Source organism: Curtobacterium sp. UNCCL20, from assembly GCF_900101675.1.
Lineage (GTDB): Bacteria > Actinomycetota > Actinomycetes > Actinomycetales > Microbacteriaceae > Curtobacterium.
The window spans coordinates 470,052-493,432 of record NZ_FNKG01000001.1; the positions used below are offsets into that span (position 1 = coordinate 470,052).

Genomic DNA, 23,381 nt, shown 5'->3' on the forward strand with positions numbered 1-23,381 from the left:
GGCTGGGCGGAGCGCGGCGTTCAGTCCAGGGCGGCGCGCACGGCCTCGACGACGTCGCGGTGACGGATCGCCGCGACGCACGGGAAGCACAGCAGATCACCCTCACGGACGTCCGACGGCAGGGGTGCCGGCAGGCGGTGGAAGGGTCCGTCGACGCCGGTCGCGAGCGGGTTGACGACGTGGGTGCGCGTCGCCGGTGCGGTGCTGACACGACCGATGAGCCGCACCTGGTCGAGCACGGCGCACGACGGGAGTGCGGCGTCGAGTTCGAGGAGGACCACGCCGGGCCGGGGCCGACTCACGCGGACGACCGAGGCGACGGCGACGCTGACCGCACGCGGGGTCCAGCCGCGGGGTCGGTACCGCGGCGGGGCCTGGTCGGCGGTGTGCACGCAGGGCGTGCCGGTCAGTGCGGCGAGTCGCAGCATCGACACGGCCGCGACGACCACGTCCTCCGTGGTCGTCTCGGTGTGGGCGGGCCAGAGGAACGGGTCCACGGGGTCCGGCAGGGTGGCGCGGAGCGTCGGCAGGATGGTCGTGAGGGTCACCTCCTCACGGTGCGCCCCACGGGCGCGACCGCGTGTGGTCCTGACGGACTCCGTACGCTGCAGGCGCGGTTCCGGACGCGGTGCTCACGGGCCTGGAGGCGCGTGGCGGCCTGGCACCGTGCCTCCAGGCTGCGACTGAACGGCTTGACAGCATCCCGCACAATTGATGCGGACCCGTCCCGTCCGTGACGAAAGGCCGTCGTGTCGCTCCGCGCCCTCCTCGCTGCCGCCCTGCCGGCAGCCCTCCTCGTCGTCGTGCTCGGCGCCGCCACCCCGGCGGCCGCCCACGACGTGCTCTCCTCAGCGGTCCCGGCCGCCGACAGCTCCGTCTCCGGGGACCTCGACGAGGTCGCCCTGACCTTCACGGAACCGCCGCTCGCCGGGTTGGAGTCCGGCATCGTGGTGAGCGTCCTCGGGCCCGACGGCTCCGAGGTCAGCAGCGGGCGCGTGCGCGTCGACGGCAGCACGCTCCGCAAGTCCGTCGACCTGACCGAGCGCGGCGACTACACGCTCGCGTGGCGGAGTGTCTCGGTCGACGGCCACCCGATCTCCGGCGGCCACCGGTTCACGTCGGCCGGTCTGGTCGTGGCGACGACGGCTCCGACCACACCGGCCCGTTCCACACCGTCTCAGAGCACGGAGTCCCCGGCCTCGCCGGCTCCGAGCACGACCACGGACGCGTCCCCGAGTCCGGCTGCCGCGGCCGCACCGAGCGGCACCGGTGCGGCGCCCTGGGTCCTCGGTGGGATCGCGGCCCTCGCCGCCGCGGCACTCGTCGTGACGCTGCTGCTCACCCGGCGTCGGGCGGGGTCGCCCGACTGACCGGGGCGTACCGCCCGCGGCCGTTCCGGTGGTCGACGAGGGCGACCACCAGCTGCAGCCCACCCACCGCGATCCAGGCGCCGCCGACGACCCAGCGCCACGGTTCCGGACCCGCCAGAGCGAGCCAGATGATGCCGAGCACGAGGAACCCGGCGCCCTGCCAGATCCGCGGGCGGCCGACGAGGGCTCGCCCGATGCTCGTGGTCTCGGCGTCGTTGCTCATGGCACCAGGCTAGCCCGCACGGACCATCGCGTCGATGGTCCGCATCGCGGTGGCGAAGATCGTCAGGACCGGGTTCACCCCGGCGTTCGTGACGTGCACGGACCCGTCGGCGACGCGGAGCTCGTCGTGGCCCCAGACCCTGCCGGACGGGTCGACGACCGACGTCGCCGGGTCGGTGCCCATCCGGAGCGTCCCCGCCTGGTGCTGCCCACCGCTCGTGCCGTGCACCGGCCCGCGCAGCTCGGCGACGCGGGTGGCCCCTGCGGCGCGGAGCCAGTCGGCACTCCGGGCGCTGGTGTGGTCGCGGGCGCGGACGTCCTCGGGGTGCACGCCGCCGCTGAACCACGCCACCGGTGTGCCGTACCGGTCGGTGACGGACGGGTCGACGCGGACCCGTGCGTCCGCGGTCGTGACCTCCTGGATCGGCCCCATGATCCGCATGCTGCGGCGGGCGAGGTCGCGCATGCCGTGCTTGCTCGTGAGGCCGGACCGGGGGATCAGTCCGGCGCCGACCAGGTACTGGTAGGTGTTCGACGGGGTGGCGATGAACTCGTTCGCCAGGATCCCGCCGCCGACCTGACCGTCCACGCCGTGCCGGAAGTCGGTCGTGGCGATCGACGGGCCGGGGCCGAGGCCGTCGTCGACCACGTCGTCGAAGACGCCCATCGCACCGCCGTACACGTGGCCCTGCAGGTGGCGTCCGACCTGGTCGGTGCCGTTCCCGATGCCGTCCGGCTCCTGGTCGCTCCGGCTGTTGAGGAGCAGCCGTGCCGACTCGACCGCGCCCGCCGCCAGGACGACCTCGGCGGCGTCGATCTCCGTCCGCCAGTCCGCACCGTCGACGGTGCCGACGATCGTCACCCCGACGACCTTCCCGGAGGAGTCGGTCCGGAGGCGTGCCACCCGGCTGCCGAGCAGGATCGACGCGTTCCCGGTCGCGAAGGCCCGGGTGAGCATCGTGTTCTGACTGCCGTTCTTCGCGTCCACCGGGCAGGCGAAGCCGACGCACATGCCGCACTGCTCGCACGCCCGGCGTCCGAGGTACGGGGTCGAGTTCACCAGCAGCGGCACGTGCACGGTCGAGATCCCGAGCACCCCGGCGGCGTCCGCCAGTCGCTGGCGTGCGGCTCCGGAACGGACGGGTGGCATCGGGAACGGGCGGTTCCGCGGTCCGGACCACGGCCCGTCGGTGTCGCCGCCGCTGACGCCGACCTCCCACTCGGCGCGCTCGTACCAGCGCTCGAGCTCGTCGTACCCGAACGGCCAGTCCGCCAGGCTGCTGCCCGCCGGCACCCCGTACGTCGACGCCATCGTGAAGTCGCGCGGACCGAACCGCCACGCCTGCGCGCCGTAGACCCGGGTGCCGCCGCCCGCCGTCGCCGCGTTGCTGTGCCAGCCCGGCGACGAGGGGCGGAGGAGCAGTCGCTCGCGCCCCTCCGAGACCGTGCGGGGGTGGCCGTCGTCCGCCGGCCCGGAGCGCGCCGCGAGGCCCCAGCTCGAGCGCGGGTTCCGGATGTGGTCGCGGCTGAGCTCGGCGGTGCCGGGCCACTGTCCGGCCTCGACCACTAGGACGCGTCGACCGGACTCGGCGAGCCCGCACGCGGCGACGCCCCCGCCGGCCCCGGAGCCGATGACGACCGCGTCGTACCGGGGCGCCAGGTCCGCCGGGTGCACCACGGTCGGCGGCGCGGTCGGGACGGGGACCGCAACGCTCCAGCCGTCCGGGGGACCGGGCTGCCAACCGACCATCTCCCAGGACCGCTCACCCGCGTTCCCGCCGTTCGCGGCGTCGGCGTAGTACCCCGCCGACGCGAGTTCGGCGAACCAGGTCCAGTCCGGGTGGTCGTCGTCGAGGTCGGCGTCGTCCGCGTCCACCAGCGTCTGCAGGCGATCGAGCCAGTCCGGCCGCTCGTGGAGGGCCGTCGTCAGGAAGTCGAGGGCACCGGCCTCGGCGGCGGACGGGTGGTCGTCGGCCGGGACCACCCGGTCGACGAGCGTGCGCAACCGTCCGTCGTTCGCCAGGACGAACGCGTGCTGCGCGGTGACGGCACGTTCCGTCATCGATGACCTGCCCTCCGGGCGGCTCCGCTGCCGCCCTCGGACACGGTACCGGTGCGCGGTCCGGTGACGGGCCGTGGACCGTGCCGGACCGGGAGGCGCGGTGCGGGAAAGCACTCCTGACGCGGCTGACCGACCGCGGGCGGCGGCAGCTCGCGGAGGCGTCGGCCGCCGTAGGCGCCGTCGAGGTGCGGATGACGAGCGGGATGACCGACGACGAGCCGGCGGTCGCACTCCGGGTGCTGCGGAGCACGCTCCGGGCGCTCCGGGCGCTCCGGCCGTGGGACCCGTCAGTTGATGCAGGTGCCCTGCTTGCCGTAGGCGTTCCCGACCGGGGTGGCGGACGGCTTGGCTGCCGGCGCCTTCGCGGGGGCCTTCGACGGGGCAGCGGCGCTGGCACCGCTTCCGGCACCGCCCGTCCCGGTGGTCCCGCCGCTCGCGGTCGTCGCGACCGTGTGGCCGTCGGTGCCGAGCACCAGCGTCACGGTGCTCACCGAGGCGGAGAGGACAGCCGTGGCCCCGGGGACGACGTCGGCCACGGCCTTCGCCTGCGCCTCGGCGCCCTTCGGGTACTCGACCGTGGTCGTCGTGGTCGTCGTGGTGTCCGACGGGGGAGCGACGACGAAGCCCTTCGCGGTCAGCGCCGTCGAGGCAGCGGTCGCCCCGCCCGGGGTCGACCCGCCGTTCTGCACGGCGACGTGCACGCTCGACGGCGCCGCCGCCCGCGCTGCCGTGTACGCCGCCGGGGGCCCGACGATGCTCTGGATGAACCCCGGCATCGCCTGGAAGTCGACCGCCACCGTCGAGTAGCCGTCGACCATCGGCGTCCCGGAGGTCGGGATCGCGGTCGACCGGATGTTCGACAGGTCGATGCTCCGGAACGTGTTCACCAGGCTCGGGATGCTCAGCCCGTCGTCGATCTGGATCGACTGCCCGACGCCCTGCAGCAGGGACGAGACCTTCACCGGGTTGAGGAGCGTGTCGGCCGACAGCGCCTTGCGTGCCTCCTGCGACAGGAAGTACTGCTGCCGGACCTCACGGTCGAGGTCGCCGCGGGGCAGACCGTCCCGCTGCCGGACGAAGGAGAGCGCCTGCGAGGCGTTCAGCGTGGACTCGCCCTTCGGCAGGTCGACGTTCGAGTTCGTGTCGTGCACCGCTTCGTTCAGGCAGACGTCGATCGGCCCGAGCGCCTTCACCAGCTGGTAGAAGCCGAGCAGGGACACCCGGACGAAGTGGTCGATCGAGAGGCCGCTCATGTTCTCGATCGTCTGGATCAGCAGGCGCATGCCTCCCGCGTCGCCACCGCCGTTCGCCGCGCCGTCCGAGAACGCGCTGTTGAGCTTGAACGTGCCGTGGCCCGGGATCGGCACCCACGAGTCGCGCGGGAACGAGATCATCGTCGCGCTCCCACCGCCCGCCGGGATGTGCAGCACGATCATCGAGTCGGTGTTCGTCGCGCCGCCGTCGAGCTGCGTGCCGAGCTCGGCGAGCTCCTGCGGGGTGGCGTCCGCCGGGCGGTGGTCGTCGCCGACCAGCAGGATGTTCTCCGCGGCGCCGTCGGCGTCCGGCGACTTCGAGGAGTGCGGCAGCGCCACGTGCACCTTCGTCAGGCTGTCGTCGAGCTGCGCGTACGACCAGGCCGCGTACCCGCCCGTCAGCACGAGCGCCATCGCCAGCACCCCGCCGATCGCCGGCAGGACGACGCGGCCGGTCCGGCGCTGACGGCCGTGGCGGACCGCGGGACGCTTCCGTCCACCCGCCGTGTCGGCGGCCTGCTCGGGCTCGATCGGGTTCGACGACTCGAAGGGGTCCTGGTTCATGGCGTCACCATAGGGTCGGGTGCTGCACGCGTGGCCTGCGGCGCTGAGCCGATGTTCAGCCCGACAGGGTGCAGGGTGGACCATGGGACTCGGGGAGAGGTGGTCTGGTTGCTGTCGATCGACTTCACGACGCGCGACGCCGAACGGGCGTCGGCCTCGCTCTCCTCGCTGTACGACCGGCCGGACCTCCACGACGTCGGCCCGGGCTTCCGGTACGAGCAGCACGTGCGCGGCGACGGTGAGATGACGATCGAGCGCTACCACTTCGGCGGTGCGGTCGAGACGACCGCCGAGATCCCGGACGCCCTCGTGTCCGTGCAGGTGCACAGCGGGTCGTTCACCACACGCGACCGGGGCCGGGTGCCGAACGGCTCCCTGCACGGGTTCGGGATGGTGTTCAACGAGACCGTCGAGGCCGAGTTCACCGTGGTGAGCCTGCCGTCCCAGGTCCTCCTCCGGGCCGGACTGCAGCTCGAGGGCGCCGAGCGCGGGCGCCTCGTCGTCACCGACCGGGCACCGCGACCCGAGCTCGCCGGGTACTGGGCGGATGTGATCGACCACGTGCACGCGGTGACGAACGACGAAACCGCCTTCCGGAACGACATCGTCCGCGCCGAGGCCTTCCGCTACCTGGCGTCCGCCGCGTTCGCGGTCTTCCCCCTGCACATCGACGAGCAGGCCACCGTCCCCACGGCCGCAGCGGCCGGCGGCGTCGTCCGGCGTGCCGCGCAGTACGTCGAGGACCACCTCGCCGAACCGATCACCCTCGCGGACATCGCCGTGGCCGCGCGGGTCTCGCCGCGCGGCCTGCAGTTCGCGTTCCAGCGGGAGCTCGGGACGAGTCCGATGGCGTACGTCAGGCGCGCCCGTCTCACGGAGGCCCACCACGACCTGGTCCGGGCAGACCCGTCGCGTGGCGCGACCGTCGCCTCGGTCGCGCTGCGCTGGGGCTTCAGCAACGCGACCCGGTTCTCCGCGGCGTACCGCGAGGCCTACGGCCGGTCACCCAGCCGCACCCTGCGCGACGACGCGACCAGTTGACGGCCGGGAGGCGCGGGGCGAGTCCGCCACGCGCCTCCAGGCAGTCAGTCCTGTCCGACGCGCGCAGGGCGCGTCGCGGCGGCGTACCGGCCGGAGTCGCGCTGACGACTGCTACCCGGTCCCGACCTCGGCGTCCTGCCCGCACCTAGGCGAGGACGACGACCTTGCCGGCGATACGTCCGGCTGCCGCCTCGGCGTGAATCGCGGGCAGTTCGGTCAGCGGGACCCGTCGGGTCACCTCGACGGTGAGCGCACCGGCGTCGACGAGGGACACCAGTTCCGTGAGCCGTTCGCGGTTCGGCAGGACGAAGACCGTCGCGGCACGCACACCGCGCGCGTCGTCGCCCGGTGTCGCCATGAACGCGGTCGTGCTGACGACCGCGCCCCCGTCACGCACCGCAGCCACGTCGGCCGCGAACTGCTCGGGCTCGATCGGCGCGAGGTTGAGCAGCACGTCGACCTGGCCGTCGAGCGCTCCGAGCAGGTCCGTGTCCGTGTGGTCGATGACCTGGTCCGCACCGGCCGCCCGCACCGCGTCGATGCTGCGCGGGCTCGCCGTCGCGATGACGTGCACGCCGGCACGCTTCGCGAGCTGGATCGCGTACCCGCCCACCACGCCGCCCGCACCCACGATGAGCACCCGCTGCCCCGCCCGGAGCTGGCCGTCGTCGAAGAGGGCCTGCCAGGCGGTCAGAGCCACCGAGGGCAGCGCTGCCGCGTCCGCCAGCGGGATGGTCGTGGGCGCTGCGACGACCGACTCCGCGGGGGCGACGACGTACTCCGCGGCGCCACCGTTCCGCTCCATCGGGAGGAACGCGATCACCGCGTCCCCGACCTCGACGCCCGTGACGCCGTCACCGAGCGCGTCGACGGTGCCGGACACGTCGTAGCCCGGGACGTGCGGGAGCTCGACGGGGATCGGGAGGAAGCCCGCACGCATGCCGTTGTCGGCCGCGTTGAACGCCGACGCCGCGACCCGCAGCCGGACCTGCCCGGCTGCCGGGACGGGCTGCTCGACGTCTTCGTACCGGAGGACCTCGGGTCCGCCGACTTCGTGGAACTGCACTGCCTTCATGATCGTGTCCTCGTGCTGGGTGTTCCGGCCGTCGCGATCGCGGCGGTTGCTTCGAATTCGAAGCGATACCGAGGAACCTAGCACTGCTTCGAATGTGAAGCAACCCTAGGATGGGCTCATGTCCGCGACGCCCTCCGCCCTCACCCCGACCCAGCTCGGCGCGTACTTCGCCTTCACCGAGGTCGGCAGCCTGCTCCGGCCCGCGGTCGAGCAGCAGCTCCGGGACGCCGGCGGACTGAGCTCCGTGCAGTTCCAGCTGCTGGCACGCCTCGGCGACAGTGCGGAGGGGCAGCAGCGGATGACGGACCTCGCGGACGGTGTCGTCTACAGCCGGAGCGGGCTGACCTACCAGGCGCAGCTGCTCGAACAGCGGGGACTCATCAGCCGAGGGCCATCACCGGACGACGAGCGCAGCACCGTCGTGACCCTCACCGATGCGGGGCGCGACGTGTTGGCCGCGGTGTTCCCGGGGCACATCGCGACGGTGTACGGGCTCCTCTTCTCGGCGATCACGGACGAGGACGCGAGCGACCTCGCGCGGATCCTCGGCCGGGTGAGCGAGCACCTGCGGGCGGCGCCGCCTCGGTCCGCGTCCCGTCGTCGGAAGTGACGTTCGGTCTGTCTCCCTGCAGGTGCGCTTCGGCTGCGTGGCAGGGTGGACGGGTGCAGATCAGCTTCGACTCCGCGACCGACGTCGTCACCGGCATCCGCTTCCCCGAGGGCAACCGCTGGCACGGCGGGCGGCTCTGGTACTCGGACATGCACACCGGCCAGGTCTTCTCGATCGACCCGGACGGCGCCGCCGAACCCCGCCTCGAGGCCACGGTCGACGGGCAGTCCTCGGGGCTCGGCTGGCTCCCCGACGGCCGGCTGATCATCAGCGCGATGGAGTCCCGCACGGTCGTCGCCGTGCAGGAGGACGGCTCCACCGAGGTCTTCGCCGACCTCTCCGCCTCCGAACCGTCGCTCGTCAACGACCTCGTCGTCGACCCGGAGACCGGCCGGACCTACATCGGCGCCTTCGGCTACGACCTGTACGGCGGTGAGGAACTCCGACCCGGGCCGCTGTACGTCATCGAGTCCGACGGGTCCTTCCGGCTCGCGGCCGATGGACTGGTCTTCCCGAACAGTGCGAACGTGCTCCCCGGCACCCGGACCCTGGTGGTCAGCGAGACCTGGGGCGGCAGGTTGACCGCGTTCGACATCGAGGCGGACGGGTCGCTCACCGGACGGCGCGAATGGGCGGCACTCCCCGAGGGCGTGACGCCGGACGGCAGCACGGTCGACGCAGAGGGCGCGATCTGGGTCTGCTCCGTCGACACGGGGGAGTTCCTCCGCGTGGTCGAGGGCGGCGAGGTCACCGACCGGATCGACGTCCCCGGTCGGTGCGCGATCGACTGCGCACTCGGTGGGCCGGACGGGCGGACGCTCTACCTGGCGACCGCGGACAGCTACGACCCCGCCACGACGGCCACGACCCGGGCCGGGCGGATCAGCGCCGTCCGGGTCGGCGTGCCCGGAGCCTGACCCGTCAGCGCTTCGACGCGTCCTGGCGGCGGGGTGATCGCTGGCGTCGAGCCGACGTGAGCATCGCGATCAGCGCGACGCCGATCAGGACCGGGATCCACACCGACCCGGCTGCCACCGACGCCACGACGCTTCGTGCCCTACGACTGCACGACACGCTACCCCGAGGGGCGCTCGTGGTCACCGATGCCGAGCGTGGGCGCGCGTTCCGCTCGTTCCGCTCGTGCCGCTTGCCGGGTCCCGCGACACGGACGCCGCGGACGGTTCGGTCGCGACCGTCACCAACAGCGGATGAACGACTCGGGCCCGGCGATCGGGACCTCCACGACATCCTCGTCCACGCGCGGGTGGTCCTCACCTCGTCCGAGGTCAGACCCGCTCGCTGGTCAGCGGGACCGACTCCCCGCGCGCCCGCTCGCGTCACGATCCGGTGACAGGGCACCCGGAGCGGCCGGGGCGATGACAGGATGCGACCATGGGGGAACGCAGGACGATGGCCTCGGCGACCGGGGCACTGATGGTCACGCTGACGCTGCTGACGGGCTGCGCGTCCGCCGGTGGTGCAGCATCCACTGACCCGTCGACCGGGACCGGGATCGCACAGGGCAGCACCATCCCGGATGCGCCCACCGGTGCCGCCGGGACGTACGCGGCGTCGGGTGACGGCGCCGGACCGGGCGCGGACAGTCCGCCGCAGTACCGGCTGAACAAACGACACCACGACCGCACCGTGCTGTCTGCGGACGCCGCCGCAGCGTTGGACGTCGCGCGCGCGGACGTCGAACGGGAGCTCGCTGCTCTGCAGCGTCCAGTGCTCCAGCCGGCCGTCGAGGAGATCCTCGACGGCGTCGGCGCACCAGACCCGTGGATCGTGACGACGACGTCCGACGAGGAGGTGCTGTTCGAGGCCCAGGTGGGGATGACCGGGTGCCTCATCGGTGCGGTCCAGCAGGACGGCACCGCAGAGGTCACCACCGCGGGGTGGGTCCTCGACGGTGGGTGCCACGCTCTCGACGGCCACTGAGCAGCGGCCGTTCGATGCCGGAGCGAGCACCACTCGGGTCGGCGACGGGTGAAGTGGCTGTGCCCTGACCCTGGGATTGACGGTCCACCGCACGCTGCCGTCCGTGGTCGAGGTTCGTCAGTGAACCGTTCCCGGGGCGAGCGCTGCGAAAGCGTCCTCAGCCAGGGCGCTGAGGCGTTCGGATCCGCCGCTCTCCACCCATCCGTCGTACGCGACCATGACGCAGCCGAGGGCAGCCATCACGAGTGTCTGCACCGCGAGCCGCACGACGAACACCGCGGTCGTCGGCGCCGCCGAGGAAGCCCTCGTCCTGGTCGATCAGCTCCGACCACGGCTGGCGCCGACCACCGAGATCGTGCTCGCGTTGGCGCACAAGGAAGACCAGTCCGCGTTGGTGACCGCACTGCAGCAGGCGCGGCGAGACCTGGTCGTGCTCGGCGTCGACACCGACGTGACCGAGTGCGCCCCGCCGCTGTTCGTCGAGGTCGTTCACCTGTTGCTCGAGCAGCAACGTGCCCGAGCCGGCAGCCCGCAGTGGCTCCGCTCGAGGCCGCAGCGGGTGGAGGACCGGTACGACGCCATCCGTCGCCTGGGCGTCGTCGACGCGCCGGCCGACGCCGCGCTCGACCGGATGGTGCAGCAGATGACGGAACTCTTCCACACGAGGGGTGCTGCGATCACGTTCCTGCCGCTGGGACGGCAGTGGTCCGCTGCGAGTGCGTGGTTCCCACGCGGGACGGGAGCGCTGCAGGACTCCTTCTGCCGTTCGACCGTGCTGCGCTCGGGACCGATGGTCATCGAGGACGCATGGGACAGGAGCCGTCCGCAGGTCGTACGGCGGGGACGGATCCGCTTCTACGCGGGGCATCCGTTGGAGGACCTGGACGGCACCCGCGTCGGCGCGGTCTGCGTGTTCGACCCCGCTCCACGCGATGCGGGCACCGTGGAGCTCGACCTCCTGCGCGACTTCGCCGTCCTGGCACGCGACACCCTCTACAGCCCCTGAGGACTTCACCAGTTTCGGGTCTGGTGGAGTGCCCGGCGCCGGACGGCGCGGGCGGATCGACTGACGGACTGGAGGCGCGGTGCCAGCCCGCACCGCGCCTCCAGTCCGTCTCGTCAGCCGTCCAGAGCAGGTGGCCGTCCGGACGGGACCACCTGCGACGTCAGCTCTGCCTGAGGTTGGTCACGAGGTTGATGGCCACCGCGATCGGCACCGTGCCGAAGAAGTACGACAGCAGCGCGTGCGGCAACGCCTTCCGCCGGGTCTCGCTGTCGTCCGGCTCGACCTCCGGTGCCGCGAACGAGCCACCGCCGCGATGGAGGCGGGGTCCTGCCGCGCGCACTTGCGCCACACCTGCGTCAACGAGATGAGTCCCGATCGCCACGGACACCGTGACTCGGCGCGGGGACAGTGTCCGGTCGTTCATCGTTCATCGTTCACCCGGGGCGTCGGTCAGGCCGGCGCCGGAACGGACTCGGGGTGGAGGACCACCTTCGTCCAGCCGTCGTCGCGGGCGTCGAAGTGGGCGTAAGCCTCCGGTGCCTGCTCGAGCGGGAGCTCGTGGCTGACGATCCAGGACGGGGTCGCGCGTCCGCTCGCGATGAGGTCGCGGAGTGCCCGGTTGTACCGCTTGACGGGACACTGCCCGGTCCCCATCGTCTGGCCGCGGAACCAGAACTCGCCGAAGTCGAAGGCGACGGCACCCTGCTTCGCCAGCTCGTCGGGGGAGCCGGGGTCCTGTGGGACGTAGACACCGACGACGCCGATCGACCCGGTGAACCGAACGGACCGCACCAGTTGGTTCAGGGTCGAGTTCGGGCGTTCCCGTCCGTCGGGATCGTGAGCCTGGTAACCGACGCACTCGCACCCGTTGTCCGCCCCGAGCCCCATCGTCAGGTCGTTCACGGCCTGGACGGGATCGACCGCGGAATCGTCGATCGGGATCGCTCCGATCTCCTCGACCTTCCGGAGTCGGTCGGGCTGCCGGTCGACGACCATGACCTTGCTCGCACCCTTGAGGATCGCGGAGTACGCGGCCATGCAGCCGACCGGACCAGCGCCGTAGACCACGGTCTGGTCGCCCGGGCCGACGTGGGCGAGTTCGGTCGCGTGGTACCCGGTCGGGAAGATGTCGGCCAGCATCACGTAGTCCGTCTGCTTCTCCTCGGCGTCCTCACCCAACCGGAGGCAGTTGAAGTCCGCCCACGGCACGCGGAGGAGTTCGGCCTGTCCGCCGGCCCAGGGACCCATGTCGGCGAAGCCGTACGCTGCGCCGGCGAGTGCCGGTTCGGGTTGCGCCGTGAGGCAGTAGTTCGTCAGCCCGCGTTCGCAGTTCTTGCAGTGTCCACACGCGACGTTGAACGGCAGGACGACCCAGTCGCCGACCTGCACCTTGTCCACACCGTCGCCGACCTCGATCACCTGCCCGAGGTTCTCGTGGCCGAACCACCGTCCGGTCTCGAAGTCGGTGCGGCCCTCGTACATGTGCAGGTCCGAGCCGCAGATGTTCGTGGTGGTGATCCGGACCAGAGCGTCCGTCGGGCGCTCGATGCGGGCGTCGGGGACGTCCTTGACGCTGACCCTGCGCGGGCCGTCGTACACGACTGCTTTCATCGTCGTTCCTGCTCTCTCCGTCGGCCAACGCCGTCACGCGCCGGGGCGGAAGACGGCGCGGACGCACCCGTCCTCCTTCTTCTTGAACATGTCGTAGCCACGCGGACCCTCTTCGAGCGGGAGGACGTGCGTCGCGAGGTGCTCGGTGCTGATCTCACCGGCGGCGATGCGGTCGAGGATCATCGGGATGTACCGGTGTCCGTGCTGCTGCGCACCGCGGACGGTCATCCCCTTGTTCATGATCGCGCCGAAGGGGAACTTGTCGACGAGGCCGCCGAACACCCCGAGGGAGAAGAGACTCCCGCCCTTCCGGCACGCGTAGATCGCCTCACGGAGTGCGGTTGGACGGTCGGACTGCAGCCGGAGCTGTTGCTTGACCTGGTCGTACAGGTACTGCGGGCCGGTGCTGTGCGCCTCCATGCCGACGGCTTCGATGCACACGTCGGGTCCGCGGCCGCCCGTCCGCTCCTTGAGTTCCGCGGGCACGCTGTCCCGCGTGTAGTCGATCGTCTCCGCACCGATGTGTTCGCGGACCTGGCGGAGGCGCTCGGGCAGCCGGTCGATGACGACCACCTGTTCGGCACCGAGCAGCATCGCGGCTCGCGCGGCCATCTGACCGACACCGCCGGCACCCCAGACCGCCACGGTGTCGCCGGGCGTGATCCCGGCGAGGTCGGCGCCGGTCCAACCGGTCGGGGCCGCGTCGGAGGCGAACAAGGCCGCGGTGTCGGAGACGCCGTCGGGGACCGGGAAGGCGCCCTGGTCGGCATACGGCACCCGGACGTACTCGGCGTGGCTACCGGCGAACCCGCCGAGTGCGTGGCTGTACGCGAAGCAGCCGCCGATGGGTGATCCCCACATCGCCTCGGTCAGGCCGGGGTTGGGGTTCCCGTTGTCGCAGAGCGAGAACTGGCCGTGCGCGCAGTACCAGCACTTCCCGCAGGCGATGAAGGAACAGACGACGACCCGGTCGCCGACGCGGTGCTTCGTGACCGCCGACCCGGTCTCGACCACCTCGCCCATGAACTCGTGTCCGAGGACGTCCCCGGCACGCATCGTCGGGATGTACCCGCCGAGCAGGTGCAGATCGGACCCACACGTCGTCGTGAGCCGGACCTTCAGGATCACGTCGTGGTCGTTGAGGAGCTTCGGGTCGTCCACCGTCTCGACCGCGGTCTCGTTGACCCCGGTCCAACAGAGCGCCTTCACAGTGTGCCTCCCTCGTTGCTGCGTGCGGATGCGAGGTCGACGAGCAGACCCGTCGGTGTCGCGGTCCTCCGGCCGTGGGGCACCGGGTCCACCCGGAGCACCTCGCCGACCTCGATGCGTTGTTTCGCTTCGCGGAGTGCGGCGCGCAGCCGACCCCGTCCGTCGTGTGCGCCCCCGTGTGAGCCGCTCTGCCCGTCCGGCCGGAACCGGGCGCGCAGCTCGGTCCCCTTGTCGCCGGGGGCGGGACGGACCTCGACCTCGAGGCCGTCGCCGAAGCCGGTGAGCGGCGGCGGGACGCGTCCACCGGGCATCACGTCGCCTGCGTCGCGGTACACCGTCACACTGAGCCATCCGGATCGCGGTGCCGATGGTGTGCCGGCACCGGAAGACGCCCCGGACCGTCGTCGTGCGACCACCACTGCGGCGATCGCGGAGGCCGCCACCGCGGCTCCGAACACCTTGGCCCTCATCGCGGACCTCCCCCACGCGGGACCCGGACGGCGAGCCGGAACCGATCCGGTCGCCTGGGAACTGACGTCTTCATCGCGGCCTCCCTGAGTCGCATCGATGCTGATCAACGAGTCGAGGGCCACGGCACGCGCACGGTCCGGACCCGCGAGTTCAGGCTGCGACGGGCGGCGTCGGCGCGGGATCAGGTCTGTCCGGGACACGAGGCGCCCATACGCGGTTCCGTGGACCGGCGGTCACCACCGCGGCGACCGCCTCAGCGCGGACCGGACAGGATCCGTGCAGTGCCGTCACGGGGGCGCTGGCACATCCGCGATCCTTCTTCATCTGTTCGTCACCAGTCCGGCCGGTGAGCGCATCGTCGGGTCGTCGCCGACTCGATCACCGCGGCTCGGTCCCGGTGGTCTGCCCGGTGGAAGATCGGCTTTCGGACACGTCATCGGCGCTTCGGTGAACGTATCCACTTCGCTGGTGCCGCGCGTCGATGACCGATAGACAAAGAGCCCTGGCCAACGAAGGAGTTGTCGATGCTGGTTCAGGTTTGTGGTCTTCCCGGCGCAGGGAAGTCAACGCTCTCTGCTGCGATCGCGGGGTTGACGCCCGCGCTGACCCTTCGCGTTGATGCGATCGAAGGCGCAATGTGGGAGTACCAGATCCCGCGCGAGCAGTCCGGGATCGCCGCGTACTCGATCATGCACGCCATCGCAGTGCCGAATCTGCAGCGAGGTCAGGTGGTCATCGCGGACGCGGTGAGTGGCGTTGAACCCGCTCGGGCGGGGTGGGTGTCAACCGCGGGTGCCGCTGGGGTACCGCTGCGCGTGATCGAGGTCGTGTGTGCGGACGTCGACGAACTCCGTCGCCGCGTGGAACAGCGTGCGAACGACCTGCCCGGGTTCACCTTGCCGACGTGGGACGAAGTCCAGCGCACGGCCGAAGAGTACGAGCCCCGCACGGACGATCGGCTCGTCATCGACAGTACCCGCCCCCTCGAAGAAGCGATCCGCCAGGCCCTTGACTACCTCGAACTCCACGCCCGGTAGGCGATGCTCGACCGGGCGCTCGGCTCGCTCAGACGGGGTCCGCGAGGAACGCGAGCGGAGCGGAACCACGGTGGAACCGGAACTCCCAATCGGAACGGAGCGAGAATGAGCCACGTCGACAGCTCGTCGATGTCGCACGAGGCGTCGCCAGCTCGTCCTGCAGCGGCAGCAACCGTCATCAGGCCGCCTGGCTGCCTGGTGTGCTGCTCCAAGAACAGGGGCCCGATCGCACGCTCTCCTTCTCGCTCGTGCAGGCCGCTGGCGGGCGGGCTCAGAGTCGACCCTTGTGCCTCTCGCGAATCGCAGACCTTCTCTCGGTAGCTCGATCGCCGTGTCGAACGAAGTTGCCGCACAAAGTCGGCGTTCCGGCTCGAAGGCTTGTCCGCGCGTCAGCAACTGGGCAGCGCCTTCCGCGCCGTCGTGACGGCTATGACAGGTGGCCTTCCGGCCGCCTCGCCCGTGTCCACGTCCGGTCCGTCATTGCGGAGTCATGATGCAGGAATTCCGCCAGCATCCGAGCTCGCTCCAGGCGCGCGGTCAGACCTGATCTGAAACTCATGCACCAGCACGAAGACAGCGGCCGGGATGATGATCCACAACGCCAAGCCGACGAACGCACTTGCGACGCCATCGTTCTGGAAATAGGCACCACCGCGCAGTGCTCGCACCGCGATGCCAACGGGCAGCACATGGGTGAACGGCTCGAGCCAATCGGGCAAGAACTGTGCGGGCAGGACACCTGTGCTCGTCGCGTTACCCAAAGCCAGCAGGACGATCGACGCCACGAATGTTCCGGCGCCGCCGAACACCCGCAACAGTGTGGCGGTCGACACCGCGATCGCGAGTCCGAGCATGGCGATGATGCTGGCCGCCAGCAGGAACGGGGCGGGAAGCGCGCCGAAAACGGTGTCCACCAGCCACGCCACGACGAGCCCGGCGAGGACCGCGAACACCACCGCGCTCGCTGCGCGCCAGACGTGGGGCAGCGAGCGGCCGACGCCCATGATCGTCAACCCGAAGAGGAACGCACCGAGCACGATACCGAAAGCAGCGTAGAAGACCGACAGGCCCCGGGTGTCGCCGGCGGGTAGCGGTTTCAGGTCTGTCGTTGAGAGTTCGATGTGCAGCGCGGTCGCCACGGGGGTGAGCGCGCCGACCAAGGTCTGCGTTACCGCGGGTCCGTTCGCACCGGCGACGAACAGGTGCGCCCGTCCGTCGTCGACGATGAGTGCACCGTCGACGGTGTGATCGGTGACCCCGTCGCGTGCATCGCGCTCGGTGGGGAACGTCGTGACCGCGAATGCGTCGCCGTGTTCAGCGGAGTGCTGCTCGATTGAAGTGACCACCTGCTCAGGCGCGACCACGCCGATCGGCAAATGGTGCGGAACCGGTGCATGGAACGCAGCGAGGTACAGCGCGACAAAGACCGGACCGATGACCAGACCGACCACCAGCGGAATGACGGCCCCGGGGAGATGACGCCGGTGCCCCCGACGGGGTGGTCGCTGCGGGACGTGGCGGCCATGGTGGCGCTCGGGTGGTGTCTGCTCGCCCGTTGTGGCGGACGAGTCGGGTACGCTGCTCAAATCATCCTCAATCTGTGATCATGTCAGGTGACTGATAAAAATGTACCATGAGCTTCCCGACCCGACCGGCCGTTTCGGCTACCTGCTGTGGCAGGCGGCGCACCTTGTGGGGCGCGTGATGGTCGAGGCACTGCAGCCTGTCGAGTTGACGGTCGCGCAACTCGGCGTACTGTCGTACACCGCCCAGGAACCCGGTATCTCCTCGGCGGAACTCGCCCGGCGGCTGTTCATCACACCGCAGTCGGTGCACACCGCTGTGAAGCCCCTGGTAGAACGCGGGCTACTGGAGCGCCGCCCCCATCCAGTGAACAGAAAGGTCATCGGCGTTTTCCTCACCCCTGACGGCACCGACGTCGCGGATCAAGCGACCGAGTTGCTCGACATTGCCAACAAACAGCTGCTCGCAGACTTCACGCCCGATGCCGCGGCGGACCTCCGGCAGGCGCTTCGCCGCGTGATGGTCACGGCGAACCCGATTGCGCTCGACCGCAGCTCCGTGCGCTCCGTACCCGCGCCGCCGATCGAACGCTGAACCCCGATCTGAGTGAAGCCGCCCGTGGTCAGTGGCGACCAGGGGGCAGGCCGAACCCGCCGAGGCCGATCGTCATGTCACTAGGGGCCGAACCGGCGCATCAACATCGGAAGGACGGGACGGTGGGGCTCGGGAGCGTATCGGCTCACGACGCAGCAACAACGCACCTACCAATGGATACGCAGACGGTGGATGACCTGTCCCGGGTTTCCCGGACACCTGAGTTGGGGCGATGATCGTCCCGGAGAAGGAGTCCGTGATGCCTGCTGCGAGCCTGAGGAGTTCCGCCGCCGCGCTGTGGCTCTTGCCCGGCAGGGTGAGAAACCGGTCCGGGAGATCGCGAAGGATCTCGGGATCAGCGAGTCCGGTCTGCGCCGCTGGATGAGCGAGGCCGACATCGAGGAGGGCCGCGCCGAGGGCATGACCCGTGATGAGCGGGCCGAGCTGGTCCGATTGCGTCGGGAGAACCGGGTCCAGGCGATGGAGATCGAGATCCTCAAACGCGCGAGCGCGTACTTCGCGCGGGAGAACGTGCTCCCAAAATAGGGTTCCGGCTCGTTCGCGAGCTCGCCGATGACGGGGTGCCCGTCGCGGTGACGTGCCGGGTCCTGCAGGCCTCACCATCGGGCTATTACGAGTGGCGCTCCCGTCGCCCGTGTGAGCGTGATGTCGACGACGCGCTTTTGGTCGACCGTATCCGGGTCGTCCATGCCCGCTCCCGCGGCACCTACGGCGTCCGGCGTGTGCATGCGGAACTGGTCCTCGGACAGCGGTGCCGGATCGGTCACGGTCGTGTCGAGAGGCTGATGCGGATCGCCGGCTTGCAGGGCGTGCACCACCGGAAGTGGCGCACTGGCGGGGCGGGTCGGTTGCCGGCGGTGTTCCAGGACCGGGTGAAGCGGGTGTTCGTCGCGGACGCTCCCGACAAGCTCTGGGTCACTGACATCACCCAGCACCGCACCGGCGAGGGGTGGGTGTATTGCGCGGCCGTGATCGACGTGTTCTCCCGCCGCTGCGTGGGCTGGTCGATTGCGGATCACCTCCGCACCGAGCTCGTCGTCGACGCGGTCCAGATGGCCACCTGGCGTCATCAGCCCACGGGAACCATCGTCCACTCGGATCGTGGAGCGCAGTTCACGTCCTGGCTGTTCGGCAGCCGGCTCCGCGAAGCCGGGCTCCTGGGATCGATGGGGCAGGTCGCGTCCGCGTATGACAACGCGCTGATGGAGTCGTTCTTCGGATCGATGCAGATCGAGCTCCTCGACCGATGCGACTGGCCAACCCGTGCGGACCTGGCGTCGGCGATGTTCGAGTGGATCGAAGCGTTCTACAACCCCACTCGCCGCCACTCCGCCCTGGCCTACTACTCACCCATCGAGTTCGAGAATCTCTACAACGCCGCCGAAACCGCGGCATGATCAACACAAAGAACGTGTCCGGAAAACCCGGGACAGGTCAGGACGAATTGGCGATGACCGGCAGACCGCTTGTGTTCCGCCCCGGATTTACTGGAGGCTCAGTGGTGCCGCTTCGACGGTAGTCGGAGCTGGGTTGTGCCGGTAGTGGTTGGTGTCGTACTCGACCGTGAGATCGAGCAGTCCCACGCGACCTTCGTGCAGATCGAGACCCCCGCAGAGGGTAGCGCGCAACCGAAGCTGCGCAGAGCTCATACCGTCGCAGGCTTTCCCCTCGGCGCTCGCGTCGAAATCGAACTGGTCGCCGCTACTCCTCCGTGAGGTCGACCCGTCCCGATAACCGATCCGCTACCAGCTCCCGTGCCGTTCTCTGCGCGCAAGCTTCGCGAGATAGAAGCGCGTCGAATACCGCGCTGCCCTCCGAACCGATCCGTAGCCGGTGAGGAGCCCGCCCCCATCGACGCCCACGTTGCACCCCAGCACGGTATCGGTGACTGTCAACTGCCAGAACGGGCCAAAGAGGTGTCGAGGTTGCACGTCGAATCGCGCATCGACATCCGGGAACTGAGCACCGCCGCCGAGGACCACGGACTGAGTATGACACCACGCTCACCCGTCTCGATAGCCGATGGCGGTTTCAAGGGGTCGGTGCAACGGGTGGTTGTTTCGGGTCTGACAGGAGCTGCTCGAATGCTTCTGCCGGGGTGCGGTAGCGGAGCGTTTTGCGGGGTCGGCCGTTGAGTTCAGCAGCGACGTCGAGGAGACGGTCCGGGCTGTGGACGGTGAGGTCGGTTGACTTGGGGAAGTACTGCCGGAACAGGCCGCGCTCGGCACGCGGAAGTAGGACTCGCCTCCTGCTGGGTCTGGGAAGGAGTAGGAGTGCCGGTCACCGGTATCTCGGAGCCGCGTGATCCGGATTCGGTTCGTTGATGCCGCTGAGTAAGCGGCTGAGGGGGTGCTGCAGCGGGGTGTGGCGCTTTGCAGTGTCCAGCCGCGGCGCCGTGGCCGAACTGTTCGACCCTCGGCGCCGCGTTCACAACCTCAGGGGAACTGCAGCTAGCGCTCGCTCGTGCCGACAGCGGCCCTGCTCATCGTCGCCGTGATAGGCCTCGGCAGGATGGCGATCACGGGCGGGATCCACCTGATCCGTGGCCCAAAGGCGTCAGCGAGCAGTAATTAGCAGAGTGCGCATCCGTTGCCAGCACCCACCGCCCCTCATCGGTCAACTCCATCAGGGATGGACCGGTCAACCACGAACGGCTGCTGACGCCGGCCGTCGTGCAGATGCCGACGAAGTTCTGCGGCGAAGCTCACTCTCCGGCCAGTGTCCTGCGCAGCCAGAGCAGCGCCTCCGGTATCACCGTGCCGAGGTGTTCAGCTGCGCAGTGCGTGGCTTCAGGGATCAGTCGCACGGTTGCGCCTGGGATGGACCGGAGTGGATCCACGTCCGTCGGCGTTGAGTGTTGATCTCTATCCCCGTTGATGAACAGTAGCGGCGCGCTTCTGGCACCGTCCTCGAGCAGCCCTTGCGAGCGCAGCGAGAACTTCGCCATCTCCTTGACCAGGGTCTCGTCGTCGAGTGGGGCCTCGGGTCGAAGTGAGTTTCCCCAGATTCCCTTCATGCCGAATCGCAGCGCCCGTACGTTCGGCTCCTGCAGCGCGTCGTCGATCATCCCTCCAATCGAGACTGCAGCGTCAACACGCTGCATGAGGGCGAGCTTGATCGTCCAATGCCCGGCAAAGCTGAACCCGAAGGCGGCGACCTTCCGAGCCGCGGGCCAGTACTCGCGGTAAGCGGCGAGGACGGCTTCGACGTACCGTTCGCCGTGCATGGAGTTCGCCACGAGGGCCTCGCCCGTACCAGGCATGTCGATGGTCAGAACTCGCGCGCCGATGATCCGTGCGGCCGAGCGTGCGACGTCGTCGATCTCGATCTTCCAGGTGTCGACGCCGCTGAAGACCAGGACGATCGGTGCGTCCGCGTTCAGGCCTGGTTCACCGTAGGCGTGTGCTGCGACTTCGACAGCCATGCCGCCGATGTCGGCGAGCAACGTGATGCGTTCGAAGACCACCGTGTCCTGCGTCTGCGGCGCGTGTTCCAAGAACTCTGCGACTTGAGCTCGGTACGCCTCTGCATGGGCCGGGCTGCCGAGTACGGGGAACTTCGCTGCACCGTAGAGCGCGACCGCAAGAGCATGATTGCCCTCGTCCGCAGCTCGCTGCGCTTCACGGCTCCATTCCGTTGCCCAGCACCCCGACCCGCTGTTCCACATGTCGGTGACTCGTGCACCGACGGAATCCATGATGGCGTCCGTGATGCCAAGCACATGCCACTGCTGACGACGCTCTTCGATCAGTTCGGCCGCGTCCAGTTCCATCTCGTATTGCATGATCGGAGGCTTTCACGTCCTCGGGACGGGCACCGGGGGCGGACGCTACGAAGACGCTCATCAACGGGCTGCTCGTCGTCGCCGAGCTATCAACAACGTCTGCACCCATGTGAGCAGACCGGATCCTCCGTCGAGGCGCTGCAAGCGCGCAGTTCTGATGTCGGCACTCGGGTTGGCGTTCCCGGGTGCATCCGTATGAGCCGGTTGACCAGACATGACGAGGCTCGAACCCTGCAGGGATCGAGCCTCGTCGTGGAGGATCGTCCGCTCAGCGCTCCGAGTTCGTCGGGTCGAGGGTGTTCCTGCCGGTCTGGGCCGAAGACCGTTCGATGAAGTGCTCGAGGGTGTCGATGAACGCATCAGGGCGGGCGAGGTGGACGACTGGCTTCCGTGCTCGCCGACCAATCCGGTACCCATGCTTGCTGGATGGGATCGCCTTCAGGACTGATGTTTGGTCCGGTCGTCGACGCGTGGCGAACGCTGTCCGGTAAGCGATCGGCTGTCGAGACAGACTCTCGCGCTTCGATGGTCAGCTACCGGCGACCACTCCTCCGTCGAGTACGCAGATCAGCATCCCGAATAAGCAGGCGAAGAGGGCGGGGAGCAGACCAACCCCGCCGACGATGAGCGCCACCCAGCCAACTCGTCGACCGGCGACCCAGCCTCGGACCACGCCGCGGTACCCGAGCGCGATCACGGCGAGGGCGATGGGGAGCGCGGCGACACCGACGAGCCCGACCACGAACTCCGCCCGAGCAACCAGGACCGGAGGGTCATCGAACGGGTGCCGTGTTGCGCCTGCGCTGGCGAGATCCGCCGCCGTGACACTATTCGCGACCGAGAGCACGAGCGCCAGCAGCGCCGAGTAGAGCGCTACGAGCACGAGGGCCACCCACCCGGCAGACGCTCGCCCCGACCCATCATGGCTGCGCACCTCCATCGGATCGCGTTGCTGCCAGAACCGGTCTGTCACGTGCCGAGACTACGGGTCGAAGCGGCCTACGAGTGAGGTGTCAGGTGACCGATCCTCAACCGTCAGCGTTGAGCCGCGATGGCCTGTGCGGCGTCGACGAATGCCGTGATGCGCTCCGAGAAGCGGCTAGCCTCCCAGGCGATGTGCACCGCGGTGGGTGCCAGGTCGGCGATGACACAGAAAGCCACATCCGGGCGGCGGTAGAACCGGGCAGTCGATAGCGGCAGGATCGCGATACCGGTACCGCCGGCGACGAGTTCAAGCTTCTCCTCAACGGTTCGTGATTTACGCTGGGTAGCGCCTTCGAGCGCACGCCGAACGGGCGCAGCGGTGGACCATTCGGGCACGGCTGCCGGGTCCTGCAGGAGCACCTCAGCGCTCAGGTCCTCCATCGTCACCTGGTCGGCACTGATGAGGGGATGCCCCGTCGGGAGCATCAGGACCCTGGGTTCCTCGTGGAGGAACACGGTCTGGATGCCCGCACTGTCGAAGGGTTCCCGGAGGTAGCTGACGTCTGCACGACCGTCATGCAGAACCGCGACCTGTTCCTCCCACCCGGTACGCATCACCCGGACGTCGACGGACGGCGCACCGCGTCGGAACGTCCGCACTGCGTCGGTGACGGTTAGCCCGGGCATGAAGCCCACCTTGAAGACGTCTTCGCCGCGCGCGGCGATCGCGACGCGTCGACGCACCGCGGCGGCAGAAGCGAGCAGCGAGCGCGCCTCGGTGAGAAGGAGGCGTCCGCTGTCGGTGAGTTCGGTCCCGCGGGTATCGCGGACGAAGAGCTGCATGCCGAGTTCCTGCTCGAGCGCACGGATCTGGCGAGACAGCACCGGCTGAGCGATGTGGAGCTGATCCGCGGCGCGACCGAAGCTCAACGTGTCCGCGACAGCAGCGAAGTACCGCAGCTTCCGGAGGTCGAGATCGGCGTTCACACCCTCATCATGGCTCATACCCGTTGGGTCTCACCACGTGATGAAGAGGTCTTGGACGGGCTGGCGATCGAGCGC

Annotated in this window: 25 protein-coding genes and 1 pseudogene; 10 read left to right on the top strand and 16 right to left on the bottom strand. The window is 69.8% G+C overall.

From position 1 onward, the window contains the following. Window positions 1–20: 20 nt before the first annotated feature. Window positions 21–548 carry a hypothetical protein gene (locus BLT36_RS02315; protein WP_092091580.1) on the bottom strand — a complete coding sequence of 176 codons (528 nt, stop codon included), beginning with the start codon at window positions 546–548 and terminating at the stop codon, window positions 21–23. A 201-nt stretch (window positions 549–749) separates the two neighbouring features. Between BLT36_RS02315 and BLT36_RS02320 the strand changes: the two genes are divergently transcribed. Beyond that, a complete protein-coding gene (locus BLT36_RS02320; RefSeq protein WP_092091582.1) occupies window positions 750–1,370 on the top strand; it encodes a copper resistance CopC family protein in 621 nt (206 codons plus the stop codon). Here the strand turns inward: BLT36_RS02320 and BLT36_RS02325 are convergent. The 3 genes from BLT36_RS02325 to BLT36_RS02335 all read right to left on the bottom strand — a co-directional run bounded on the left by BLT36_RS02325 (window position 1,339) and on the right by BLT36_RS02335 (window position 5,471). Further along, window positions 1,339–1,593, bottom strand: a complete 255-nt coding sequence (locus BLT36_RS02325) for a hypothetical protein (RefSeq protein ID WP_092091584.1) — start codon at window positions 1,591–1,593, stop codon at window positions 1,339–1,341. The two genes, BLT36_RS02320 and BLT36_RS02325, sit on opposite strands and share 32 nt — an antisense overlap. Before the next feature lie 9 nt (window positions 1,594–1,602). After that, the gene (locus tag BLT36_RS02330; protein WP_092091586.1) at window positions 1,603–3,654 is read right to left on the bottom strand and encodes a GMC oxidoreductase; all 2,052 of its coding nucleotides are present in this window, start codon (window positions 3,652–3,654) and stop codon (window positions 1,603–1,605) included. A 287-nt stretch (window positions 3,655–3,941) separates the two neighbouring features. Continuing rightward, a complete protein-coding gene (locus BLT36_RS02335) occupies window positions 3,942–5,471 on the bottom strand; it encodes an LCP family protein (RefSeq protein WP_092091587.1) in 1,530 nt (509 codons plus the stop codon). Window positions 5,472–5,546: 75 nt separating this feature from the next. Between BLT36_RS02335 and BLT36_RS02340 the strand changes: the two genes are divergently transcribed. Then, the gene (locus BLT36_RS02340; protein WP_175529444.1) at window positions 5,547–6,512 is read left to right on the top strand and encodes a helix-turn-helix transcriptional regulator; all 966 of its coding nucleotides are present in this window, start codon (window positions 5,547–5,549) and stop codon (window positions 6,510–6,512) included. 145 nt (window positions 6,513–6,657) lie between these two features. On the opposite strand, the gene BLT36_RS02345 is transcribed toward BLT36_RS02340, so the two are convergent. Continuing rightward, window positions 6,658–7,587, bottom strand: a complete 930-nt coding sequence (locus BLT36_RS02345) for an NADP-dependent oxidoreductase (protein ID WP_092091590.1) — start codon at window positions 7,585–7,587, stop codon at window positions 6,658–6,660. Between the two features lie 118 nt (window positions 7,588–7,705). On the opposite strand from BLT36_RS02345, the gene BLT36_RS02350 reads away from it, so the two are divergent. Together BLT36_RS02350 and BLT36_RS02355 are read left to right on the top strand one after the other, a co-directional pair. Then, entirely contained in the window at window positions 7,706–8,197 is a 492-nt protein-coding gene (locus BLT36_RS02350) for a MarR family winged helix-turn-helix transcriptional regulator (protein ID WP_092091592.1), read from the top strand. Window positions 8,198–8,250: 53 nt separating this feature from the next. Continuing rightward, window positions 8,251–9,114 (top strand): SMP-30/gluconolactonase/LRE family protein, encoded by an 864-nt coding sequence (locus BLT36_RS02355; protein WP_175529445.1) that lies wholly within the window; start codon window positions 8,251–8,253, stop codon window positions 9,112–9,114. Window positions 9,115–9,118: 4 nt separating this feature from the next. Here the strand turns inward: BLT36_RS02355 and BLT36_RS19105 are convergent, their stop codons facing one another. Continuing rightward, window positions 9,119–9,241 (bottom strand): hypothetical protein, encoded by a 123-nt coding sequence (locus BLT36_RS19105; protein ID WP_302847100.1) that lies wholly within the window; start codon window positions 9,239–9,241, stop codon window positions 9,119–9,121. A gap of 348 nt (window positions 9,242–9,589) precedes the next feature. Between BLT36_RS19105 and BLT36_RS02360 the strand changes: the two genes are divergently transcribed. After that, window positions 9,590–10,138: a hypothetical protein gene (locus tag BLT36_RS02360; protein WP_139166322.1), complete on the top strand. Its 549-nt coding sequence runs from the start codon at window positions 9,590–9,592 to the stop codon at window positions 10,136–10,138. Between the two features lie 117 nt (window positions 10,139–10,255). On the opposite strand, the gene BLT36_RS19155 is transcribed toward BLT36_RS02360, so the two are convergent. Then, window positions 10,256–10,378, bottom strand: coding sequence for a hypothetical protein (locus BLT36_RS19155; protein WP_175529446.1), 123 nt, complete (start codon window positions 10,376–10,378; stop codon window positions 10,256–10,258). Between BLT36_RS19155 and BLT36_RS02365 the strand changes: the two genes are divergently transcribed. Then, window positions 10,356–11,144 (top strand): hypothetical protein, encoded by a 789-nt coding sequence (locus tag BLT36_RS02365; RefSeq protein ID WP_092091598.1) that lies wholly within the window; start codon window positions 10,356–10,358, stop codon window positions 11,142–11,144. The two genes, BLT36_RS19155 and BLT36_RS02365, sit on opposite strands and share 23 nt — an antisense overlap. A gap of 160 nt (window positions 11,145–11,304) precedes the next feature. Here the strand turns inward: BLT36_RS02365 and BLT36_RS18565 are convergent, their stop codons facing one another. The 4 genes from BLT36_RS18565 to BLT36_RS02385 are packed head-to-tail and all read right to left on the bottom strand — an operon-like array spanning window position 11,305 to window position 14,299. After that, the gene (locus BLT36_RS18565) at window positions 11,305–11,568 is read right to left on the bottom strand and encodes a hypothetical protein (RefSeq protein ID WP_175529447.1); all 264 of its coding nucleotides are present in this window, start codon (window positions 11,566–11,568) and stop codon (window positions 11,305–11,307) included. A 26-nt stretch (window positions 11,569–11,594) separates the two neighbouring features. Next, entirely contained in the window at window positions 11,595–12,755 is a 1,161-nt protein-coding gene (locus BLT36_RS02375) for a glutathione-independent formaldehyde dehydrogenase (protein WP_092091602.1), read from the bottom strand. A 33-nt stretch (window positions 12,756–12,788) separates the two neighbouring features. Then, on the bottom strand, window positions 12,789–13,964 hold the full coding sequence (locus BLT36_RS02380; protein WP_092091604.1) for a zinc-dependent alcohol dehydrogenase: 1,176 nt from the start codon (window positions 13,962–13,964) through the stop codon (window positions 12,789–12,791). After that, complete coding sequence (locus BLT36_RS02385) at window positions 13,961–14,299, bottom strand: hypothetical protein (protein WP_139166323.1); 339 nt, start codon at window positions 14,297–14,299, stop codon at window positions 13,961–13,963. Before BLT36_RS02385 ends, BLT36_RS02380 begins: the two co-directional genes overlap by 4 nt. A 660-nt stretch (window positions 14,300–14,959) precedes the next feature. Here BLT36_RS02385 and BLT36_RS02390 point away from each other — a divergent pair. Beyond that, a complete protein-coding gene (locus BLT36_RS02390; protein ID WP_092091608.1) occupies window positions 14,960–15,472 on the top strand; it encodes a P-loop nucleotide/nucleoside kinase family protein in 513 nt (170 codons plus the stop codon). A 488-nt stretch (window positions 15,473–15,960) separates the two neighbouring features. Here BLT36_RS02390 and BLT36_RS02395 read toward each other — a convergent pair whose 3' ends face one another. Continuing rightward, a complete protein-coding gene (locus tag BLT36_RS02395; RefSeq protein WP_139166324.1) occupies window positions 15,961–16,923 on the bottom strand; it encodes a YhgE/Pip domain-containing protein in 963 nt (320 codons plus the stop codon). Between the two features lie 175 nt (window positions 16,924–17,098). Between BLT36_RS02395 and BLT36_RS02405 the strand changes: the two genes are divergently transcribed. The 3 genes from BLT36_RS02405 to BLT36_RS02415 all read left to right on the top strand — a co-directional run bounded on the left by BLT36_RS02405 (window position 17,099) and on the right by BLT36_RS02415 (window position 19,008). Next, window positions 17,099–17,590, top strand: coding sequence for a MarR family winged helix-turn-helix transcriptional regulator (locus BLT36_RS02405; protein ID WP_092091614.1), 492 nt, complete (start codon window positions 17,099–17,101; stop codon window positions 17,588–17,590). A gap of 192 nt (window positions 17,591–17,782) precedes the next feature. Beyond that, complete coding sequence (locus BLT36_RS02410) at window positions 17,783–18,136, top strand: transposase (RefSeq protein ID WP_092091616.1); 354 nt, start codon at window positions 17,783–17,785, stop codon at window positions 18,134–18,136. Further along, window positions 18,133–19,008 carry an IS3 family transposase gene (locus tag BLT36_RS02415; RefSeq protein WP_254787490.1) on the top strand — a complete coding sequence of 292 codons (876 nt, stop codon included), beginning with the start codon at window positions 18,133–18,135 and terminating at the stop codon, window positions 19,006–19,008. The genes BLT36_RS02410 and BLT36_RS02415 overlap by 4 nt, the downstream gene beginning before the upstream one ends. Window positions 19,009–19,642: 634 nt before the next feature. Here the strand turns inward: BLT36_RS02415 and BLT36_RS18970 are convergent. From BLT36_RS18970 to BLT36_RS02435, 4 genes and pseudogenes are all read right to left on the bottom strand, one after another. Next, a pseudogene (locus BLT36_RS18970) lies at window positions 19,643–19,828 on the bottom strand (IS30 family transposase); the annotation flags it as partial. A gap of 487 nt (window positions 19,829–20,315) precedes the next feature. Beyond that, window positions 20,316–21,395 (bottom strand): alpha/beta hydrolase, encoded by a 1,080-nt coding sequence (locus BLT36_RS02425; RefSeq protein ID WP_092091620.1) that lies wholly within the window; start codon window positions 21,393–21,395, stop codon window positions 20,316–20,318. A 529-nt stretch (window positions 21,396–21,924) separates the two neighbouring features. Beyond that, window positions 21,925–22,278, bottom strand: a complete 354-nt coding sequence (locus BLT36_RS02430) for a hypothetical protein (RefSeq protein ID WP_139166326.1) — start codon at window positions 22,276–22,278, stop codon at window positions 21,925–21,927. 152 nt (window positions 22,279–22,430) lie between these two features. Further along, window positions 22,431–23,306, bottom strand: coding sequence for a LysR family transcriptional regulator (locus BLT36_RS02435; RefSeq protein ID WP_092094239.1), 876 nt, complete (start codon window positions 23,304–23,306; stop codon window positions 22,431–22,433). Window positions 23,307–23,381: the final 75 nt, after the last annotated feature.

What these genes read in the sequence shown, in the direction of transcription:
- BLT36_RS02405 (WP_092091614.1), top strand. Translation starts at nt 17,099, where the DNA reads ATGTACCATGAGCTTCCCGACCCGACCGGCCGTTTCGGCTACCTGCTG.
- BLT36_RS02325 (WP_092091584.1), bottom strand. Translation starts at nt 1,593, where the DNA reads ATGAGCAACGACGCCGAGACCACGAGCATCGGGCGAGCCCTCGTCGGC.
- BLT36_RS02335 (WP_092091587.1), bottom strand. Translation starts at nt 5,471, where the DNA reads ATGAACCAGGACCCCTTCGAGTCGTCGAACCCGATCGAGCCCGAGCAG.
- BLT36_RS02410 (WP_092091616.1), top strand. Translation starts at nt 17,783, where the DNA reads ATGACCTGTCCCGGGTTTCCCGGACACCTGAGTTGGGGCGATGATCGT.
- BLT36_RS02330 (WP_092091586.1), bottom strand. Translation starts at nt 3,654, where the DNA reads ATGACGGAACGTGCCGTCACCGCGCAGCACGCGTTCGTCCTGGCGAAC.
- BLT36_RS02375 (WP_092091602.1), bottom strand. Translation starts at nt 12,755, where the DNA reads ATGAAAGCAGTCGTGTACGACGGCCCGCGCAGGGTCAGCGTCAAGGAC.
- BLT36_RS02425 (WP_092091620.1), bottom strand. Translation starts at nt 21,395, where the DNA reads ATGCAATACGAGATGGAACTGGACGCGGCCGAACTGATCGAAGAGCGT.
- BLT36_RS02345 (WP_092091590.1), bottom strand. Translation starts at nt 7,587, where the DNA reads ATGAAGGCAGTGCAGTTCCACGAAGTCGGCGGACCCGAGGTCCTCCGG.
- BLT36_RS02350 (WP_092091592.1), top strand. Translation starts at nt 7,706, where the DNA reads ATGTCCGCGACGCCCTCCGCCCTCACCCCGACCCAGCTCGGCGCGTAC.
- BLT36_RS02390 (WP_092091608.1), top strand. Translation starts at nt 14,960, where the DNA reads ATGCTGGTTCAGGTTTGTGGTCTTCCCGGCGCAGGGAAGTCAACGCTC.
- BLT36_RS02365 (WP_092091598.1), top strand. Translation starts at nt 10,356, where the DNA reads ATGACGCAGCCGAGGGCAGCCATCACGAGTGTCTGCACCGCGAGCCGC.
- BLT36_RS02360 (WP_139166322.1), top strand. Translation starts at nt 9,590, where the DNA reads ATGGGGGAACGCAGGACGATGGCCTCGGCGACCGGGGCACTGATGGTC.
- BLT36_RS18565 (WP_175529447.1), bottom strand. Translation starts at nt 11,568, where the DNA reads ATGAACGACCGGACACTGTCCCCGCGCCGAGTCACGGTGTCCGTGGCG.
- BLT36_RS19155 (WP_175529446.1), bottom strand. Translation starts at nt 10,378, where the DNA reads ATGGCTGCCCTCGGCTGCGTCATGGTCGCGTACGACGGATGGGTGGAG.